This window comes from Streptomyces sp. SAI-127, from assembly GCF_029894425.1.
GTDB lineage: Bacteria > Actinomycetota > Actinomycetes > Streptomycetales > Streptomycetaceae > Streptomyces.
In genome coordinates this window covers 8,290,447-8,309,873 of record NZ_JARXYJ010000001.1, presented here as the reverse complement: position 1 = coordinate 8,309,873, position 19,427 = coordinate 8,290,447, and the positions used below count along the sequence as shown (strand labels likewise).

Here is a 19,427-nt window from a genome sequence, read left to right as displayed (position 1 = left end):
GATTCTTGTGGAATCCCCGGGCCTGTCCGCCGAGACCCGGGGTGCTGGAGGCGTCGCGGACGGTCAGCCGCTCACGCCTCGGCCGAGTTCCCACAGCTGCAGCGTCGACGAGGAGTTGAGCGCGTAGGCGGTGCCCGTGACGTCGTCGCGTGCGGCGACGTACTGGTTGCCCTGCCACAGCGGGAGCACGGGGACGTCGTCGGCGACGATGTCCTGGATCTTGGTCAGGCTTCCGGACGCGGCGATGCGGTCGGCCTCGCGGCGGGAGTCCGGGATCAGGGTGTTGCGGATCTCGCTGTTGTCGTACGGCGATCCGAGGAAGTTGTCCTTGTCGAGGAACGGGGCGAGGTAGTTGTCGGCGTCGGGGAAGTCCGGGAACCAGCCCATGCCGTAGACGTCGTACTTGCCCTTCTGCTCGGCCGGGCGGAAGGTGGCCCAGGGCGCGCCCTGGATGCTGACATCGAAGAGCCCGCTGTCGTTGAGCTGCTTCTGCAGGTCCTCGAACTCCTCCTTGGTGGCCGAGCCGTAGTGGTCGGTCGTGTAATGGAGGGTCAGCTTCACCGGGGTGGTGATGTCGGCCTGGGCCAGCAGGGACTTGGCCTTGGTGACGCTCGGGTCGCCGTACTTGTTGAAGAACGCGTTGGAGTGGCCGGTGATGGTGGCCGGGACCAGCGAGAAGAGCGGCTGGGCCTGGGTGCCGTAGACCTTGGAGACGAGTTCGCTGCGGTTGATGAGCTGAGCCATCGCCTGGCGCACGGCACGGGACTTCACGGCCGGGGCGTTGGTGTTGAAGGCGAGGTAGCGGATCTCCAGGCCGGCCATTTCGACGAGGTCGACGTCGCCGCCGGACTCGTCCGAGAGCTTGTTGATCTGCTGCGGCGACATGGTGCGGGTGATGAGGTCGATGTCGCCCTTTTCGAGGGCGGTGCCCATGTCGTCGGCGTCCGGGTAGGAGCGCAGTTCGACCTTGTCGTTGTTCACCGTCAACGACCCCTTGTAGTTGGGGTTCTTGGTGAACACGGCGTCGACGAGCTCGTCGTTCTTGACGTCGGGCTTCATGGTGTAGGGGCCGGAGCCGTCGACGTCGAAGCCGTCGCGGAGCTTGTCCTTCGCGTAGTCGTCGGGGTTGACGATGCCGGCGACCGGGGTCGACAGCTTGTACGGGAAGGTGGCGTCGGCGGTCTTGAGGTGGAAGATGACCTCGCGGTCGCCCTTGGTCTCCACGGTGTCGATGGTGGACAGCAGGGCGAAGACGCCGGAGTCCGCCTTGAGGGCGCGGGCGCGGTCGATGGAGTACTTCACGTCCGCCGCGGTGATGGCATCGCCGCTCGCGAACTTCAGGCCGTCGCGCAGGGTGCAGACGTAGCGTTCGTTGCCGCTGTCGCTGAAGCCGCAGGACTGGGCCGCCTCGGGCACGGGGTCGCCGTCGCCCTTGGGCTGGATCATCAGGGTCTGCACGGTCTGGCGCAGGACGTTCCAGGTGCCGACGTCGTAGGCGTAGGCGGGGTCGAGCGGCGCAGGAGCTTCCTTCGTGGCGGTGAACCGGTCCGTGGTGCCGACAGCTATCGCGTCACTTGCGCCGCTGCCGCTGTCGGAGCCGCCGCAGGCGGCGAGCACCGGCGCGAGCAGACCGATGACGGCCGGCAGCACCAAAGTCTTGCGGTTCATGCTCGAGTTTCTCCACAGCTGTTCAGTCCGTGTACCCGGCATGCATGGGTGGTGCGGCGGATCACGGGGTTAGGGCGATGTTCTCACCAGGAGATTAGTCCGCACCTGCAGGAGGGTTCGCAGCCACCGGAGTTGGGCTTCCATCACACAGCGGAACCGGGTGTGGACGCACCGAAAACCCGTCAGGGGAAGGATTGGTGCAGGGTTTCACCAATCGGGACACATGGGCGCGTCCGCACCCCTCGAAACGGGGCGTCCGGCACAGCCTCGGTCACCTGTCGAGACCCCGCCGAGTGGGGAACCTCACACCCGTAACAGGACGGCGGCGGACCGGAATTCGGCCATCCGGCGTGCTTCGAATTATTGCGACAGGGACCTCGGGAATTACCGCGTTATCCGCGCTGCACGCTGGGTGAACAGCTGAGGCATTTCCGTCATCGAAGGGTGATCAGGCCGCGCAGAAATGTCAGGTCGACCTCTTCGAGGGAGCCGACGACGGTGCGTCCGGGGGCCTGGGCGATGGGAGCGACCGAGGGCACGACCACGACCTGGCAGCCGGCGGCCTCGGCCGCTGCGACACCGGTGGCGGTGTCCTCGACCACCGCGCATCTGGCCGGATCGGCGCCGAGTCCGGCGGCGGCGAACAGGTAGGGGTCCGGGTGCGGCTTGGTGCGCGGCACCTCGTCCCCGGCGACCGTGAGGGCGAAGTGCTGGGGGCCCAGGGAGGTGAGGACCCGGTCGATGATGCGCCGGTGCGAGGCGGAGACCAGGGCGGTGGGGATCCGGTGCGCGGACAGCTCGGCCAGCAGCCGGGTGGCCCCGGGCATCAGGGGCAGGGCGTGGCCGATACGGTCCTCGAAGCCCTGGTTGAGCAGGACGGTGAGCTCGGCGAGCGTGATGTCGGCGCCGGTGGCCTCGATCAGGAAGCCCGCGCTGCGGGTCATGGGGCCGCCGACCACGACATGGCGCCAGGAGTCGTCGAGGGTGTGGCCGAGGCGCGCGAAGATCTCGACTTCGACGTCCCACCAGAAGCCCTCGGTGTCCACCAGGGTGCCGTCCATGTCGAGGAGTACGGCCTGGAGGGCGGAGCCGTCTGCCGTACGGGTCAATGGCGCGGGGACCGTGCTGGTCATCCACGTACCTCCTTGAGGGACGAGCAGGCCGGTTCCCACGAAGGGAACCGGCCTGCTGTGGACCGACCAGTGTACGACTTATCCGATCAGTGTGCTCGGCGAGCCGGGATGCGGCGGCTCAGCGGGCGTTGAAGTACTTCGCCTCCGGGTGGTGGATGACGATCGCGTCGGTGGACTGCTCGGGGTGGAGCTGGAACTCCTCGCTCAGGTGGACGCCGATGCGCTCGGGCTGGAGCAGGTCGGCGATCTTGGCGCGGTCCTCCAGGTTGGGGCAGGCGCCGTAGCCGAGGGAGAAGCGGGCGCCCCGGTACTTGAGGGCGAACATGTCCTCTACGTCGGCGGGGTCCTCGCCGGAGAAGCCGAGTTCCGAACGCACGCGCGCGTGCCAGTACTCGGCGAGCGCCTCGGCCAACTGGACGGACAGGCCGTGCAGTTCGAGGTAGTCGCGGTAGGCGTTGGCCTCGAAGAGCTTGGCGGTCTGCTCGCCGATCCGCGAGCCGACGGTGACGACCTGGAGGCCGACCACGTCGGTCTCCCCCGACTCCTCCGGGCGGAAGAAGTCGGCGAGGCAGAGCCGGCGGCCGCGGCGCTGGCGCGGGAAGGTGAAGCGGGTGCGCTCGTTGCCCTCCTGGTCCAGGATGATCAGGTCGTCGTCCTTGGACACGCACGGGAAGTAGCCGTAGACGACGGCGGCTTCCAGCAGGTTGTCGGTCTGCAGCCGGTCCAGCAGACCGCGCAGCCGGGGCCGCCCGTCGGTCTCGACGAGCTCCTCGTACGTCGGTCCCTCGCCGGTGCGGGCCTGCTTGAGCCCCCACTGGCCCTTGAACAGGGCACCTTCGTCGAGCCAGGAGGCGTACTCCTTGAGCTGGATGCCCTTGATGACACGGGTGTCCCAGAACGGCGGGGTGGGCACCGGGTTGTCGGTGGCCACGTCGGAGCGGACATGCCCCTCTTCGGGCCGCTCCTCCTCGACGGTCACGGCACTCGCGCGCACCCGGCGCTGCTTGAGCTCGGGCAGCTTGGCGCCGGGCACGCCCCGCTTGACGCCGATGAGGGCGTCCATGAGGCGCAGGCCCTCGAACGCGTCGCGGGCGTAGCGGACCTCGCCCTGGTAGATCTCGTGCAGGTCCTGTTCGACGTACGCCCGGGTCAGCGCGGCTCCGCCCAGGATGACCGGGAAGTCGGCGGCCATGCCGCGCTGGTTGAGCTCCTCCAGGTTCTCCTTCATGATCACCGTTGACTTGACCAGCAGGCCGGACATGCCGATGACGTCGGCGCGGTGCTCGGCGGCGGCCTCCAGGATCGCGGAGACCGGCTGCTTGATGCCGAGGTTGACGACGTTGTAGCCGTTGTTGGACAGGATGATGTCGACGAGGTTCTTGCCGATGTCGTGGACGTCGCCGCGGACGGTGGCGAGCACGATGGTGCCCTTGCCGGCCTCGTCGCCCTCGACCTTCTCCATGTGCGGTTCCAGGTAGGCCACCGCGGTCTTCATCACCTCGGCGGACTGGAGGACGAACGGCAGCTGCATCTGGCCGGAGCCGAACAGCTCGCCGACGACCTTCATGCCGTCCAGGAGGGTGTCGTTGACGATGTCGAGGGCGGGGCGGGACTGGAGGGCCTCGTCGAGGTCGGCCTCCAGGCCGTTCTTCTCGCCGTCGATGATGCGGCGCTTGAGGCGCTCGTCCAGGGGCAGGGCGGCCAGTTCCTCGGCGCGGCCCGCCTTCAGGGACTTGGTGGTGGCGCCCTCGAACAGGGCCATCAGCTTCTGGAGGGGGTCGTAGCCCTCGGCGCGGCGGTCGTAGATGAGGTCGAGGGCCGTCTGGACCTCTTCCTCGCTGAAGCGGGCGATGGGCAGGATCTTCGACGCGTGGACGATCGCCGAGTCCAGGCCCGCCTTGACGCACTCGTCGAGGAAGACCGAGTTGAGCAGGACGCGGGCGGCCGGGTTGAGGCCGAAGGAGATGTTGGACAGACCCAGCGTGGTCTGGACGTCCGGGTGGCGGCGCTTGAGTTCGCGGATCGCCTCGATGGTGGCGAGGCCGTCCTTGCGGGACTCCTCCTGACCGGTGCAGATGGTGAAGGTCAGGGTGTCGATGAGGATGTCCGACTCGTGGATGCCCCAGTTGCCGGTCAGGTCCTCGATGAGCCGTTCGGCGATGGCGACCTTGTGCTCGGGGGTGCGGGCCTGGCCCTCCTCGTCGATCGTGAGGGCGATCAGCGCGGCGCCGTGCTCCTGGGCGAGCTTGGTGACCTTCGCGAAGCGGGACTCCGGGCCGTCGCCGTCCTCGTAGTTGACGGAGTTGATGACCGCGCGGCCGCCGAGCTTCTCCAGACCGGCCCGGATGACGGGGACCTCGGTGGAGTCCAGGACGATCGGCAGGGTGGAGGCGGTGGCGAAACGGCCGGCCAGCTCCTTCATGTCCGCCACACCGTCGCGGCCGACGTAGTCCACGCAGAGGTCCAGCATGTGGGCGCCCTCGCGGATCTGCTCGCGGGCCATCTCCACACAGTCGTCCCAGCGGGCCTCCAGCATGGCCTCGCGGAACTTCTTCGAGCCGTTGGCGTTGGTGCGCTCGCCGATGGCCAGGTAGGAGGTGTCCTGACGGAACGGGACCGTCTGGTAGAGGGAGGCGGCGCCGGGCTCGGGCTGTGGGGTGCGCTCGGAGGGCGTGAGGTCGCGGACGCGTTCGACGACCTGGCGCAGGTGCTCGGGGGTGGTGCCGCAGCAGCCGCCGATCAGGGAGAGGCCGTAGTCGCGGACGAAGTTCTCCTGGGCGTCGGCCAGGCCCTCGGGATCGAGCGGGAAGTGCGCGCCGTCCTTCGTGAGGATCGGCAGGCCCGCGTTCGGCATGCACAGCAGCGGGATGCGGGAGTGCCGGGCGAGGTACCGCAGGTGCTCGCTCATCTCGGCCGGGCCGGTCGAGCAGTTCAGGCCGATCATGTCGATGCCGAGCGGCTCCAGCGCGGTCAGCGCGGCGCCGATCTCGGAGCCGAGCAGCATGGTGCCGGTGGTCTCGAACGCCATGGAGACCACCAGGGGCACATCGGCGCCGGTCGCCTCCAGTGCGCGGCGGGCGCCCAGTACGGAGGCCTTCGTCTGGAGCAGGTCCTGCGTGGTCTCGACGATCAGGGCGTCGGCGCCGCCGGCGAGCAGTCCCTCGACGTTGGCCTGGTAGCCGTCGCGGATCGTGGCGTAGTCGATGTGGCCGAGGGTGGGCAGCTTGGTGCCCGGCCCGACCGAACCCAGGACCCAGCGCGGGCGGCCGTCGCGGGCGGCGTACTCGTCGGCCGCCTCGCGGGCGATCCGGGCACCCGCCTCGGACAGCTCGTGCACGCGGTCGGCGATGTCGTACTCCGACGCGGCCGTGTGGTTGGACCCGAAGGTGTTGGTCTCGACGCAGTCGACGCCCACCGCGAAGTACGCGTCGTGGACGGAGCGGACGATGTCCGGGCGGGTCACGTTGAGGATCTCGTTGCAGCCCTCGAGATTCTCGAAGTCCTCAAGAGTGGGGTCCTGGGCCTGCAGCATGGTGCCCATCGCTCCGTCGGCGACCACCACTCTGGTGGCGAGTGCCTCACGGAGCGCGGACACACGGGTCCGGCTGTCGGCGGAAGGGGTCAGTGGCGACGAGGCCATGAAGGGGCTCCCTCAGTTGCGACGGCTGTCGGCTTCAGGCGCCCGCGAGACGTCCCACGCCGGGCGCACCACGCCAGGGTAGCCGGGTCCCCGCCGGGATGTTCGGCACGTCCACGGGACGGACGAGGTTGGCGGCCAGGTCACCAACGGGATACCAGTGACACAACAGTTGCCGACCGACCATTAGCGGGAGGTCGGCATGGACCGGTAGTGTTCGACATTGCCGAACAGCGGCAGCGGCGCCGTAACACTCGGGTGTCGAAGCGGACGGAGGCAGGACGGCGATGGCACGGAACATCCAGTCGCTCGAACGGGCGGCCGCGATGCTGCGGCTCCTCGCGGGCGGCGAGCGGAGACTCGGCCTGTCGGACATCGCCTCGTCCCTGGGCCTCGCCAAGGGCACCGCGCACGGCATCCTGCGCACCCTCCAGCAGGAGGGGTTCGTGGAACAGGACGAGGCCTCCGGGCGGTATCAGCTGGGCGCCGAGCTGCTGCGCCTGGGCACCACCTATCTGGACGTGCACGAGCTGCGCGCGCGGGCGCTCGTCTGGACGGACGACCTGGCCCGCTCCAGCGGCGAGAGCGTCCATCTGGGCGTGCTGCACCAGCACGGCGTGCTCATCGTGCACCACGTCTTCCGGCCCGACGACAGCCGGCAGGTGCTGGAGATCGGGGCCATGCAGCCCCTGCACTGCACGGCGCTGGGCAAGGTGCTCTCGGCGTACGACCCGGTCGCGCACAGCGAGGCGCTGGAGAGCGACCGCAAGGCGTTCACCGACCGGACGGTGTGCGAGCTGGAGGAGTTCGAGCAGATCCTCGACGTCACGCGCGCGCGTGGGTACGCGGCGGACGTGGAGGAGACCTGGGAGGGTGTCGCGTCCATCGCCGCGCCCATCCACGACCGGCGGCGCATGCCGGTCGGCGCGGTCGGCATCACGGGCGCCGTGGAGCGGCTGTGCCGGCCCGAGGAAGAGGGCGCGCTGCGCCCGGAGCTGATCGCGGCCGTGCGGGACTGCGCCCGCGCGGTCTCGCGGGACCTGGGCGCCGGGCGGTTCTGAGAGGTACGTGGGAGTCAGCGGGCGAGGGCCGGGCGTCGGGCGACGTCCCGGCCCTCGCCGTACGCTGACACAACGGGCATACCGTCCGGTCGGCACACAGCGTGTCCGGCGTCGCGCCCTGCGCAGTCACCCCACAAGATCGACAGCTCACAGCGATCAATAACGATCGCGTTTTCGATAACAGAACCCTTGACGTGCGCGTAACGCCGGAGCAAGACTCCCGTCCATCGGTCGGCATTGTCGAACACCTACCGGCAATACGCGCTAGAGTGTGACAACGCCAAGGGCCGGCATCGCTCTCACCCCCGAGGGCAAGCTCGAACCTCCGGAGGGACCCGGGGTTCGGTCCCCTGGACGAAGGACAAAGGAGTCGCGGGTGTCCAGCTCCGACATCTTCATCGGCGAGACCATCGGTACCGCCATACTCATCCTGCTCGGTGGCGGCGTGTGCGCCGCCGTCACGCTGAAGGCCTCCAAGGCGCGCAACGCCGGCTGGCTCGCCATCACCTTCGGGTGGGGCTTCGCCGTTCTGACGGCCGTCTACACCTCGGCGCCGCTCTCCGGCGCCCACCTCAACCCGGCCGTCACGCTGGCGCTCGCGCTCAAGAAGGACGGCATCCCCTGGAGTGACGTCCCGATCTACTGGGGCGGGCAGCTGCTCGGCGCCATGATCGGTGCGGCGCTGGTCTGGATCGCCTACTACGGCCAGTTCCACGCTCACCTGACCGACAAGGAGATCGTCGGCGCTCCGGGCGCGCAGGCCACGACCGCCAAGGCCGTCGAGGCACAGGAGAAGGGCGCCGGCCCGGTGCTGGGCATCTTCTCCACCGGCCCCGAGGTCCGGGTCGCCTGGCAGAACGTCGCCACCGAGGTCATCGGCACGATCGTGCTGGTGCTCGCCGTTCTCACGCAGGGTCTCAACGGTGACGGCAAGGGCCTGGGCACCCTGGGCGCCCTGATCACCGCGCTCGTCGTCGTCTCCATCGGTCTGTCCCTCGGCGGCCCGACCGGGTACGCGATCAACCCGGCCCGTGACCTCGGTCCGCGTGTCGTGCACGCCCTCCTGCCCCTGCCCAACAAGGGCGGCTCCGACTGGAGCTACGCCTGGGTCCCGGTCGTCGGTCCGCTGATCGGCGGCGCGATCGCTGCAGGCATCTACAACATCGCTTTCGCTTAGACCATCTGACGCAGTCGCAGAGCAAAGCCGTAGTAGATCAGTCGTAACCAGTCCCCTTACTCACGGAACCCCGGGAGCACACAGTGACCGACGCCCACACCGCCGGCCCCTTCATCGCCGCCATCGACCAGGGCACCACCTCCAGCCGCTGCATCGTCTTCGACAGGGACGGCCGTATCGTCTCGGTCGACCAGAAGGAGCACGAGCAGATCTTCCCGAAGCCGGGCTGGGTCGAGCACAACGCCACCGAGATCTGGACCAACGTCGAGGAAGTCGTCGCCGGAGCCATCCAGAAGGCCGGCATCACCCGCGACGACATCAAGGCCATCGGCATCACCAACCAGCGCGAGACCACTCTCCTCTGGGACAAGAACACCGGTGAGCCCGTCCACAACGCCATCGTCTGGCAGGACACCCGCACCGACGCCCTGTGCCGGGAGCTCGGCCGCAACGTCGGTCAGGACCGCTTCCGCCGCGAGACCGGTCTTCCCCTCGCCTCGTACTTCGCCGGCCCGAAGGCCCGCTGGCTGCTCGACAACGTCGAGGGGCTGCGTGAGCGCGCCGAGCGCGGCGAGATCCTCTTCGGCACCATGGACAGCTGGGTCATCTGGAACCTGACGGGCGGTGTGAACGGCGGTCACCACGTCACCGACGTCACCAACGCCTCCCGCACCATGCTGATGAACCTCCACACGCTGGAGTGGGACGAGAAGATCGCCGAGTCCATCGGTGTGCCGCTGTCGATGCTCCCCGAGATCCGCTCCTCCGCCGAGGTCTACGGCGAGGTCACCGGCGGCAAGCTGGGCGACCTGCTCGGCGGCATCCCGGTCGCCTCGGCGCTCGGTGACCAGCAGGCGGCCCTGTTCGGCCAGACCTGTTTCGCCGAGGGCGAGGCCAAGTCGACGTACGGCACCGGCACGTTCATGCTGATGAACACCGGTGACAAGATCATCAACTCGTACTCGGGACTGCTGACCACGGTCGGCTACCGCATCGGCGACGAGGCACCGGTCTACGCCCTGGAGGGCTCGATCGCCGTCACCGGTTCGCTGGTGCAGTGGATGCGCGACCAGATGGGCCTGATCTCCACCGCCGCCGAGATCGAGACGCTCGCGCTCTCGGTCGAGGACAACGGCGGCGCGTACTTCGTGCCGGCGTTCTCCGGGCTCTTCGCCCCGTACTGGCGCCCGGACGCCCGCGGTGTGATCGCCGGCCTCACCCGGTACGTCACCAAGGCGCACATCGCCCGTGCCGTCCTGGAGGCCACCGCCTGGCAGACCCGTGAGATCAGCGACGCCATGACCAAGGACTCCGGTGTCGAGCTGGCAGCTCTCAAGGTCGACGGCGGCATGACCTCCAACAACCTGCTGATGCAGACGCTCTCGGACTTCCTGGACGCCCCCGTGGTGCGCCCGATGGTCGCCGAGACCACCTGCCTCGGCGCCGCCTACGCCGCCGGTCTCGCCGTCGGCTTCTGGACCAGCACCGACGACCTGCGCGCCAACTGGCGCCGGGCCGCCGAGTGGACCCCCAACATGGCCGCGGAGAAGCGCGACCGTGAGTACAAGAGCTGGCTCAAGGCCGTCGAGCGGACCATGGGCTGGCTCGAGGACGAGAACTGACGAGAGCGCTCACCCAAGCTCATCTCGAAGTTCTGATGAGGAGTAAGAACCCCACATGACCAGTCAGTCCACCCTGCAGTCCGTGCCTGCCCTCGGTACGCGCCCGGCCTCCGGCTCCCACCCGAGCCGCGCCGAGACCCGGGAGCAGCTCTCCAAGGCGTCGTACGACCTTCTCGTGATCGGCGGCGGCATCCTGGGCATCTCCACCGCCTGGCACGCCGCGCAGTCCGGCCTCAGGGTGGCACTGGTCGACGCCGGCGACTTCGCCGGCGCCACCTCCTCCGCCTCCTCCAAGCTGCTCCACGGCGGTCTGCGCTATCTGCAGACCGGCGCGGTGAAGCTGGTGGCGGAGAACCACTTCGAGCGCCGTGCGGTCTCCCGCCAGGTGGCTCCCCACCTGGCGAACCCGCTCACCTTCTACCTCCCCGTGTACAAGGGCGGGCCGCACGGCGCCGCGAAGCTCGGGGCGGGCGTCTTCGCCTACTCCGCGCTCTCGGCGTTCGGTGACGGCGTCGGTCACCTCCTGTCCCCCGCCAAGGCGGCGCAGGACGTGCCCGAGCTGCGCACCGAGAATCTCAAGGCCGTGGCCGTGTACGGCGACGACCAGATGAACGACGCGCGCATGGCGCTGATGACGGTCCGCGCGGCCGTCGAGGCGGGCGCGGTCGTGCTCAACCACGCCGAGGTGACCGGCCTCAGGTTCACCAAGGGCCGGGTGACGGGCGCGGATCTGCGCGACCGGCAGTCCGGTGACGAGTTCGGCGTGAACGCACGGCTCGTGCTGAACGCGACCGGGCCGTGGGTGGACCACCTGCGCAAGATGGAGGACCCGAACGCGGCTCCGTCCATCCGCCTGTCCAAGGGCGCGCACCTGGTCCTGAAGCGGACGTCTCCGTGGAGGGCCGCGCTGGCCACCCCGATCGACAAGTACCGGATCACCTTCGCCCTCCCGTGGGAGGACATGCTCCTGCTCGGCACGACCGACGAGGAGTTCGAGGGCGACCCGGCCGAGGTCGCGGTCACCGAGAAGGACACGGCCCAGATACTCGACGAGGCCGCGTTCTCCGTCCGCGACCAGCAGCTGTCCCGCGATCTGATCACGTACTCCTTCGCCGGTCTGCGTGTGCTGCCGGGCGGCCCCGGCAGCACGGCCAAGGCCAAGCGCGAGACCGTGGTCACGGAGGGCCGTGGCGGCATGCTGTCCGTCGCGGGCGGCAAGTGGACGACCTTCCGGCACATCGGCCGTACGGTCATGCAGAAGCTGGAGGCGCTGCCGGGCGCTCCGCTCGGCGACGACTACGAGCCCATCGCGTCCCTGCCGAAGAAGCTTCCGCTGCCCGGTGTCGCCAACCCGCGCGCGATCGCGCACCGCCTGCTGGTGGACAACCCGGCACCGGGTCCGCGCATGGCCGCCGACACGGCGAAGCATCTGGCCACGCATTACGGGTCGTTGGCCTTCGACATCGCCCGACTGGCCAACGAGAGCCCCGAACTGGGTCAGCGGGTGCATCCGGACGCGCCGGAGATCTGGGCGCAGGTCGTCTACGCGCGGGACAACGAATGGGCCGAGACCGCGGATGACGTGCTGCGGCGCAGGACCACGTTGACGATTCGCGGGCTTGCCACGGACGACGTCCGGGCGAAGGTGCAGGATCTGCTCGACAAGAAGTGAGCGGTGACACGGAAAGGGCGGCCCCTCGACGAGGGGCCGCCCTTTTCTCGGAAGCCGCAAGTCGATGCGGCCCCGCCTACATGGCCTCTACGACCGCCCGCACTGACTCCACCACGGTCAACTCCCGGCGCTTCACGATCAGTTCGCGGCCGATGAGCAGAGCCCTGCGTGACGCCTGGACCGGGTCCTCCAGCGTCGTCAGGTCGGTCAGGTGGGCGAAGCCGATGATCCTGCGGATGATTTCCGTGCCCGCGTAGCCGAGGGACTCCGTCCAGACCTTCCCCAGGAAGCGGTCCAGGTAGGCGTCGTCGAAGAACGTGTCCACCCGGGTCGGCCACAGGCGGCGGAACTCCGTCTCGAACGCCTCCCAGGACAGCCGGAGTTGGTCGGCGTGGTCGGTCAAGCCGCCCAGCGCGCGGGCCCGTTCCTCCGAGACCAGGGCGTTGGCCCAGTACAGGCCCAGGTCGAAGCCGATGGGGCCCACGAAGGAGAACTCGGGGTCGAAGACCCGTACCACGGGGGCGCCGTCACGGGTGCCGACCATGACGCTGCCGGTGTGGAGGTCACCGTGGAGGAGGGCCTGGGCGCCGGTCATGAACAGGTGCCTGAGCTCGGCCACCTCCGTGCGGAGCTCCGCGTCCGCCCGGAAGGACAGCGCCAGGTCGGCCACGCCCTCGTGCCAGTGGTTGTGTTCGTGTTCGATGTACGGCTCCGACAACACCACGTCTTCCGTGATCTTGCAGAGCTCCGGGCTCACCGAGGCCGCGATCTGCGCCTTGCGCTCCGCCGACGGCATGCCGAAGTCGCTCGTGGCGAAGGAGAGCCGGGCGACCAGTTCGCCGATGCGGGCCGAGGTGTGGGGGCCGTACGACGCTCCCTCGTTCAGGAGGGTGCGCAGGACCTCCAGGTCCGACATGTCCTCCATGACGAGTGCGTAGTTCTCGGAGTCGTAGCCGTGAATCGACGGGATCTCGTCGGGGGCGACCTTCGCGATCTGCTCGTAGGCGCGGGCCTCGGCGTCGGCGCGGTCGGGGTTCATCGGCCAGGACGGGCCCGCCACCCGCACCCAGGGCAGGGCCTGCTTCACGGCGAGGCTGCGGGTGCCGTCCGCCGAGGAGGCGAGGAAGACCCGGTTCATGTTGCCGTCGGAGACCTCCCGTACGGCGATGTCGCCCAGGTCCTCCCAGTGCCCGCGCTCGCTCAGGTACGCCGGGATGTCGTCGGTCTCCAGGATGCGGTAGCCCATGTGTCTCCTCAGGACGAACGGCGCTTGGACAGAGTGAAGCTGAACACCAGGGCGAGGATGAGGACCGCGCCCTCGACGACGTCCTGGGTGTAGTACGGCAGGCCCTTGATGGTCAGACCGGTGGTGATGATGCCGATGAGCACCGCGCCCAGGGCCGTGCCCCAGACGTTCGGGCGGCCCCGCCCGAGCACGGAGGTGCCGACCAGCGCCACGGCCACCGCCTCGAGCAGCTGGGAGGTTCCGGCGGAGACGTCGCCCTGGCCGATGCGGGCGGCCAGGATCAGGCCGCCGATCGAGGCGAGGACGCCGGAGAGGACGTAGGCCAGGGCCCGGTACGCGCCGACGCGGATGCCGGCCAGGCGGGAGGCCTCGGGGTTGGCGCCGATGGCGTACAGCACGCGGCCCCAGCGGGTGCGGGCGAGGAAGACCCAGGCGGCGACCGTCAGGCCGCCGAAGACGAGGACCGAGATGGGGATGCCGAGGACCGTGCCGCGGTCGATCTTCAGGAAGCCGGCGGTGAATTTGCCGGGGGCCGTGGTGCCGTCGTCCAGGGTCATGCCGGGGGTGATGGACTGGCCGTCGACCAGGATGAGCTTGCTGCCCTGGATCACGAACATGGTGCCGAGGGTGGCGAGCATGTCGGGGATCTTCAGTACGACGATCAGCAGGGCGTTGAGGAGGCCGGCGAGGGCGCCCGCCGCCAGCACCGCGATGATGGCGACCGCGCCGACCTGGTTGAAGACGACCATCGTCTGGGCGGCGACCGAGACGCCGAGGCCCGCGACCGCGCCGACGGACATGTCCATTCCGCCGACGGCCATGGTGAGGGTGACGCCGAGGCCGAGGATCGCGGCGACGGAGACGTAGCGGAGGGTGTCGAGGAGGGTCGCCGACTCGCGGAAGGAGCCCTCGCTCAGCGCGAAGTACAGGAACAGCGCGACCGTGACGAAGATGAAGCCGTACTTGATGACGGCGTTCTGGACGCGTACGGCGGTCGAGCTCGCCGGGGCGGTCGCCGACTTCGTGGGGACCTCGGTGCTCTGGGTGGTGGTCATGGCGTAGTTCCTCAGGGAGCCGGGGTCACACGGACGCGGAGATGGTCTGGATGACGCGGTCGCGTTCCGCGTCCTCGCCGTACGCGTCGAGGTGGATCTCTCCGGCGGCGAGCACGACGACCCGGTCGGCGATCTCGAGGACCTCGTCGACGTCGGCGGACAGCACGAGTACGGCGGCGCCCTCGGCGGCGAGGGCCCTGGCACGGCGGCCGATGTCCCGGCGGGCACCGATGTCCACGCCTCGGAACGGCTCGTCCAGGATCAGGACACGGGGTGTCTCGGCGAGCCAGCGGCCCACGACGACCTTCTGCTGGTTGCCGCCGGAGAGTTCCTCCACGGTGCTGTGCTCGTCGCGGGCGACGACGCCGAGTGCCTCGATGGTCTCGCGGCCGAGGGCGTCCTCCCTCGACCGCTGGACGAGACCGGCCCGGGACAGCGACTTCAGGAACGGCAGCGAGATGTTCTGGGCCAGCGACCAGCCGGGGACGAGCGCGTCGGCGTGCCGGTCCTCGGGGACCAGGTGAATGCCCGCGCGGATCGCGTCGGAGGGCCTTTTCGGCTCGTACGGCCTGCCGTCCAGTTCGGCGGAACCGGTCGCGAAGGGCTCGGCGCCGAACAGGCCGCGGGCCAGCTCGGTCTTGCCGGCGCCCAACAGTCCGACCACACCGGTGACTTCGCCCGCGCGGAGGTCGAGGTCGAGAGGTGCCCGGCCCGCGAGGAGTCGGACTCCTCGCAGGGACAGGGCGACATCGCCGAGAGCCGCTTCCCGCACCGGCCGTGCCGTCGTCACCTCCTGCGCCTGGGCCAGCATCGCGCGCAGGGCGCTGTCCCAGTCGAAGGGTTTGGTCTGGTCCTCGGTGAGACGGCCGTCCCGCAGGACGACCAGGCGGTCGGCGAGCGCGTCGATCTCGCCGAGGCGGTGGGAGACGTAGAGGACCGCTATGCCGTCGTCCCGCATCTTCTCGACGAGTGCGAAAAGGCGTTGGGCCTCGGCGGCGGACAGGGCGGAGGTCGGTTCGTCGAGGATCAGCAGCCGGGGGCGGGTCGCGAGGGCGCGGGCGAGGATCAGCAACTGGCGGTCGGAGATGCCGAGTTCGCCGACCTCGCGGCGCAGCACGGAGTCGCTCCAGCCGAGATCGAGACCTGCCTGGATCTCGCGGGCGCGCGCCAGGACCCGGCGCCCGTTCAGGAACGGGTTCCCGCGCTTCTGCGCCAGCTCCTCGAAGACCAGGTTCTCGGCGACCGAGAGGCCCGGCACGATGCCCTCGCCGATGCGCTGGTGCACGGTCTGGATGCCCAACTGCCGGGCGGCGAGCGGGGACTGGAGGGCCGCGGTCTCCCCCGCGACCCGTACCTGGCCCCCGTGGCCGGTGTGCACGCCCGACAGGATCTTGATCAGCGTGGACTTTCCGGCGCCGTTCGCGCCGAGCAGCGCGACCACACTGCCCGGGGCGATGTCGAGGGTGACGGAGGCGAGCACGGTCTTGCCGCCGAAGGCCATGCTGACGTCGGTGAGACCGACCGCGGGCGTCTCAGTGGGCGACATTCGAGATCCAGTCGGCGGTCGAGACCTGCGACAGGTTCAGCGCGGGCAGCGCCTGACGCAGCTGGTCCATGTTCTCGATCTTCTTCTCGCGCAGGAAGTCCTGGGTGATGGCGACGGCCGGGAACTCCACCGAGCTCTTGTGGAGTTGACCGGCCAGCTCCAGGGCGGCCGTACGGACGACGGCGGCGCCGACCGCGGACGGATCGGTGCCCGCCGTGGCGACCCACGGGCTGTCGGCGGCGGTCATCTGCTGGATGTCGGCGTTGGAGACGTCCGCGCCGAAGACCTTCACCTTGTCCTGGAGCTTCTTGTTCTGGACGGCGAGGACCGTGCCCTTGGCGAGTTCGTCGTAGGGGGCGAAGACGCCGGTCACGTCCGAGTGCTGGGTGAGCGCGGCGGAGACCAGGGGAACGTTGTCGGTGGCGGTGGAGTCGGTGACCTTGCCGACCTTGAACTGCTGCTTCCAGCCCTGCGCGGCGAGTTCCTTCGCCCAGACGGTGTTCCGCTTGTCCAGGGCCGCGTAGCCGGCGACGTTGACGTACCCGACCTTGGCGTTCTTGCCGAGGTCCTTCGTCATCACGTCGAGGACGGCCTGGGCCATGCTCGCGTCGTCCTGCTCGGTGCTCACCACGCCCTTGGTGGGGGTCTCGACGTCGTAGACGACGACCTTGATGCCCTTCTTCACGGCCTTGTCGATCTCCGGCTGGATCGTCGCCGGGAAGCCGTGGTCGATGATGATCGCCTGGGCGCCGGAGTTGATCGCCGAGGACAGGTCGGTGGCCTGCTTGGCGTTGTCCGCCTGGGCGTCGTACACGGTCAGGTCGATACCGAGGGCCTTGGCCTGGGCCTTGGCGCCGTTGCCCCACTGCTCGAAGTAGTCGCCGGCGCCGCTCTGCCGGACCAGGGCCACCTTGACCGCGCCCGCGCTGAAGGGGGCGGGCTTCTTGCCGGTGGCCGCCGAGGCCGAGGCGGCGGTGTCGTCGGTGTTCGTCGACGCGTCCGTGGACTGCGAGCAGCCGGAGAGCACGAGGGCGGAGACGGAGGCCAGCGAGAGCGCGGCGAGCGGGAGGCGGGCACGGGACACGAGGGGCTCCAGGTACGAGGTGGGAAGACAGAGGGAGTGCGGGTCCCGGAGCGAGGGAAAGGAATGCGCCACCGATGTCAGGGGTGGCGAGGGCGCGCGAGGGCTCCGGGAGGGGTCAGCGACAGCTGGCTGTGGTCGACCGGAGCAAGTCCACGTACAGCCGCCGCACGAGCAGCAGCGTCTTCATACGCTGATCATGAGAACGTTTTCAGCCACACGTCAAAGATATGGAACCGCTTTCTCACCAGGTGAGACAACGACTACGTCACACCGGACCGCCTTCCTGCCTGGAGTTACCATCGCAGGACCGGCACCCGACCCGGCACCGTGAGGCCCGATGACGACTCCCCCACTCTCGACTCCGCTCGAGCGGGGGCACCCCCATGGCGCGAAAGCGACGTGTATGCCCCGCATGCACCGCTGTCCCTGCGCGCCGTGTCGCGGCTGACCGACCGCCGCCGACCGTCCTCCGCCGCCCCTCTTCCTGCCCCGCCCGTCCGGTGCTTGTCTCGGTATCCGGACTTTCCTTCCAGACTCCTGGAGTTGCTCCCATGACGCTGCTGACCACCTGGTCCGAGTCCGGCCCCGAGACCCTGGTCCGCCGCACCTCGGACCCCGCCGAGATCGCGGAGGCGCTGAAGCCGATCGGTGTGCGCTACGAGCAGTGGCCGGTCCGCGAGGACGTTCCGTTCGACGCCGGCAGCGAGACGGTGTTCGCCGCCTACGGCCCCGAGATCGACAAGCTGAACGCCGAGGAGGGCTTCACCACCGTCGATGTCCTCGGTCTGCATCCGAGCGAGGACCCGGAGTTCCCGGCGAAGGCCAAGGCGGCCCGCGAGAAGTTCCTCCAGGAGCACACGCACGACGACGATGACGAGGTCCGCTTCTTCGTCTCCGGCTCGGGCATCTTCTACCTGCACGTCAACGGCGAGGTGCACGCGGTCTTCTGCGAGAAGGGCGATCTCCTCGGCGTCCCGCGCGGGACCACCCACTGGTTCGACATGGGCACCAACCCGTCCTTCACCGCGATCCGCTTCTTCCACGAGGAGGACGGCTGGATCGGCAACTTCACCGGCTCCACCATCGCCTCCCGTTTCCCGGACTACGACACCATCGCGGCGGGCTACGAGGCCGACAGGGCCGCCGCATGACGTTGCGCCACGCCGTCGACGCCGTGGTGCTCGACATCGAGGGCACCACGAGCGCCACGGGGTTCGTCGTCGACGTGCTCTACCCGTACGCGCGCTCACGGTTCGCGGCACTGCTCTCCGAGCGGTCCGGCGACCCCGAGGTGGCGCGGGCCGTCGCCCAGGTACGCGAGGCGATCGGCGAACCCGGGGCCGACGCCGTGCGGGTCGAGAAGGCGCTGAACGCCTGGCTCGACGAGGACCGCAAGGCGACCCCGCTCAAGACCCTGCAGGGCGTCATCTGGGCCGAGGGCTTCGCCCGCGGCGACCTCGTCTCGCACTTCTACGACGACGTCGTACCGGAGTTGCGCGCCTGGCACTCCTCGGGCGTGCGGCTCTACGTGTACTCGTCCGGGTCCGTCGCGGCGCAGCGGGCCTGGTTCACCAACAGCCCTGCGGGCGACCTCACTTGGCTGCTCTCCGGTCTCTATGACACCGAGAACGCCGGGCCCAAGCAGGAGGCGGAGTCGTACCGCCGCATCTCCGCTTCGACCGGCATCGCGCCCGCGAAGCTCCTCTTCCTCTCCGACCGCCCCGGCGAGTTGGACGCGGCCCGTGCGGCGGGCTGGCATGCCGTCGGGATACGTCGGCCCGGGGAGCCGTACTTCGAGCAAGGCGTCGGCGACCACGCTGCGGCGGGGACGTTCGACGAGATCACCGTTTCAAGGAGCACTTCGTGACCGCCGACATCAGCGCACTCGACCTCGAGGAGGCGGGGGCGGTCCTCGCCGCCGAGTCCGCCCGTTTCGCCTCTTTCGGCTGGATGCGGGGGACGTCCGGGAACCTGTCCGTGGTGCTCTCCCGTGATCCGCTGCGGCTCGCCGTCACCGCCAGCGGCCACGACAAGGGTGAACTGACGCCCGCGGACGTGGTGCTGGTGGACGGCCGGGGCGCCGCGGTGAACGGCGGCAAGCCGTCGGCGGAGGCCGAACTGCACGCGCGGGTCGCCACGTTGACGGGGGCGGGCGCCGTGGTGCACGTCCACACGGTCGCCTCCGTCGCGATGGGGCACCGGCACCCGGGCGGGATCGTCTTCAAGGACCTGGAGATGCTGAAGGGCGTCGGCCAGCCGGCCCACGACGTCGAGGTGCCCCTGCCGGTCATCGCCAACAGCCAGGACATGAAGGTGCTCGGGGACCGCCTGGAGGCGGCGCGGGACCCGCGGATGCCGGCGGTGGTGGTGGCCGGGCACGGGCTGTACGTGTGGGGTTCGGATCCCCGGCAGGCCCGGCATCACACCGAAGTGGTGGAGTGGCTGCTGGAGTTGGAGCTGACTGCCCGCTGACCCGACGGAAGGGATCCCCGGTGCCGGGGATCCCTTGCGCTGTTTCGGGGGGGG

The 19,427-nt window shown here is 69.4% G+C and carries 14 protein-coding genes; 7 read left to right on the top strand and 7 right to left on the bottom strand.

Annotated elements, in window-relative coordinates; translation table 11 throughout:
• Positions 1-63 precede the first annotated feature (63 nt).
• From M2157_RS38190 to metH, 3 genes are all read right to left on the bottom strand, one after another.
• A complete protein-coding gene (locus M2157_RS38190) occupies positions 64-1,668 on the bottom strand; it encodes an ABC transporter substrate-binding protein (protein WP_280867478.1) in 1,605 nt (534 codons plus the stop codon).
• A gap of 434 nt (positions 1,669-2,102) precedes the next feature.
• On the bottom strand, positions 2,103-2,801 hold the full coding sequence (locus tag M2157_RS38185; RefSeq protein ID WP_280856536.1) for an HAD family phosphatase: 699 nt from the start codon (positions 2,799-2,801) through the stop codon (positions 2,103-2,105).
• A 118-nt stretch (positions 2,802-2,919) separates the two neighbouring features.
• Positions 2,920-6,441, bottom strand: coding sequence for a methionine synthase (gene metH, locus M2157_RS38180; RefSeq protein ID WP_280867477.1), 3,522 nt, complete (start codon positions 6,439-6,441; stop codon positions 2,920-2,922).
• A gap of 284 nt (positions 6,442-6,725) precedes the next feature.
• Here metH and M2157_RS38175 point away from each other — a divergent pair, with 284 nt between their 5' ends.
• From M2157_RS38175 to M2157_RS38160, 4 genes are all read left to right on the top strand, one after another.
• Positions 6,726-7,499, top strand: coding sequence for an IclR family transcriptional regulator (locus M2157_RS38175; protein WP_280867476.1), 774 nt, complete (start codon positions 6,726-6,728; stop codon positions 7,497-7,499).
• A gap of 376 nt (positions 7,500-7,875) precedes the next feature.
• Entirely contained in the window at positions 7,876-8,676 is an 801-nt protein-coding gene (locus tag M2157_RS38170; RefSeq protein WP_057614337.1) for an MIP/aquaporin family protein, read from the top strand.
• 83 nt (positions 8,677-8,759) lie between these two features.
• Positions 8,760-10,298, top strand: a complete 1,539-nt coding sequence (gene glpK, locus M2157_RS38165; protein ID WP_059207830.1) for a glycerol kinase GlpK — start codon at positions 8,760-8,762, stop codon at positions 10,296-10,298.
• A 55-nt stretch (positions 10,299-10,353) separates the two neighbouring features.
• Entirely contained in the window at positions 10,354-11,970 is a 1,617-nt protein-coding gene (locus M2157_RS38160) for a glycerol-3-phosphate dehydrogenase/oxidase (RefSeq protein WP_280867475.1), read from the top strand.
• A gap of 76 nt (positions 11,971-12,046) precedes the next feature.
• On the opposite strand, the gene mtnK is transcribed toward M2157_RS38160, so the two are convergent.
• The 4 genes from mtnK to M2157_RS38140 are packed head-to-tail and all read right to left on the bottom strand — an operon-like array spanning position 12,047 to position 16,901.
• Complete coding sequence (mtnK, locus tag M2157_RS38155) at positions 12,047-13,216, bottom strand: S-methyl-5-thioribose kinase (protein WP_280867474.1); 1,170 nt, start codon at positions 13,214-13,216, stop codon at positions 12,047-12,049.
• A gap of 8 nt (positions 13,217-13,224) precedes the next feature.
• Positions 13,225-14,271: an ABC transporter permease gene (locus M2157_RS38150; protein WP_280867473.1), complete on the bottom strand. Its 1,047-nt coding sequence runs from the start codon at positions 14,269-14,271 to the stop codon at positions 13,225-13,227.
• Between the two features lie 25 nt (positions 14,272-14,296).
• A complete protein-coding gene (locus M2157_RS38145; RefSeq protein WP_280867472.1) occupies positions 14,297-15,817 on the bottom strand; it encodes a sugar ABC transporter ATP-binding protein in 1,521 nt (506 codons plus the stop codon).
• Positions 15,804-16,901: a substrate-binding domain-containing protein gene (locus M2157_RS38140; protein ID WP_280856543.1), complete on the bottom strand. Its 1,098-nt coding sequence runs from the start codon at positions 16,899-16,901 to the stop codon at positions 15,804-15,806. The genes M2157_RS38145 and M2157_RS38140 overlap by 14 nt, the downstream gene beginning before the upstream one ends.
• Before the next feature lie 551 nt (positions 16,902-17,452).
• Here M2157_RS38140 and M2157_RS38135 point away from each other — a divergent pair.
• From M2157_RS38135 to mtnB, 3 genes are read left to right on the top strand one after another with little or no spacing between them, the layout of a single operon-like run.
• The gene (locus M2157_RS38135) at positions 17,453-18,052 is read left to right on the top strand and encodes a cupin domain-containing protein (protein ID WP_280856544.1); all 600 of its coding nucleotides are present in this window, start codon (positions 17,453-17,455) and stop codon (positions 18,050-18,052) included.
• On the top strand, positions 18,049-18,768 hold the full coding sequence (mtnC, locus tag M2157_RS38130; protein WP_280867471.1) for an acireductone synthase: 720 nt from the start codon (positions 18,049-18,051) through the stop codon (positions 18,766-18,768). Before M2157_RS38135 ends, mtnC begins: the two co-directional genes overlap by 4 nt.
• Positions 18,765-19,373: a methylthioribulose 1-phosphate dehydratase gene (mtnB, locus tag M2157_RS38125; RefSeq protein ID WP_280867470.1), complete on the top strand. Its 609-nt coding sequence runs from the start codon at positions 18,765-18,767 to the stop codon at positions 19,371-19,373. The genes mtnC and mtnB overlap by 4 nt, the downstream gene beginning before the upstream one ends.
• Positions 19,374-19,427: the final 54 nt, after the last annotated feature.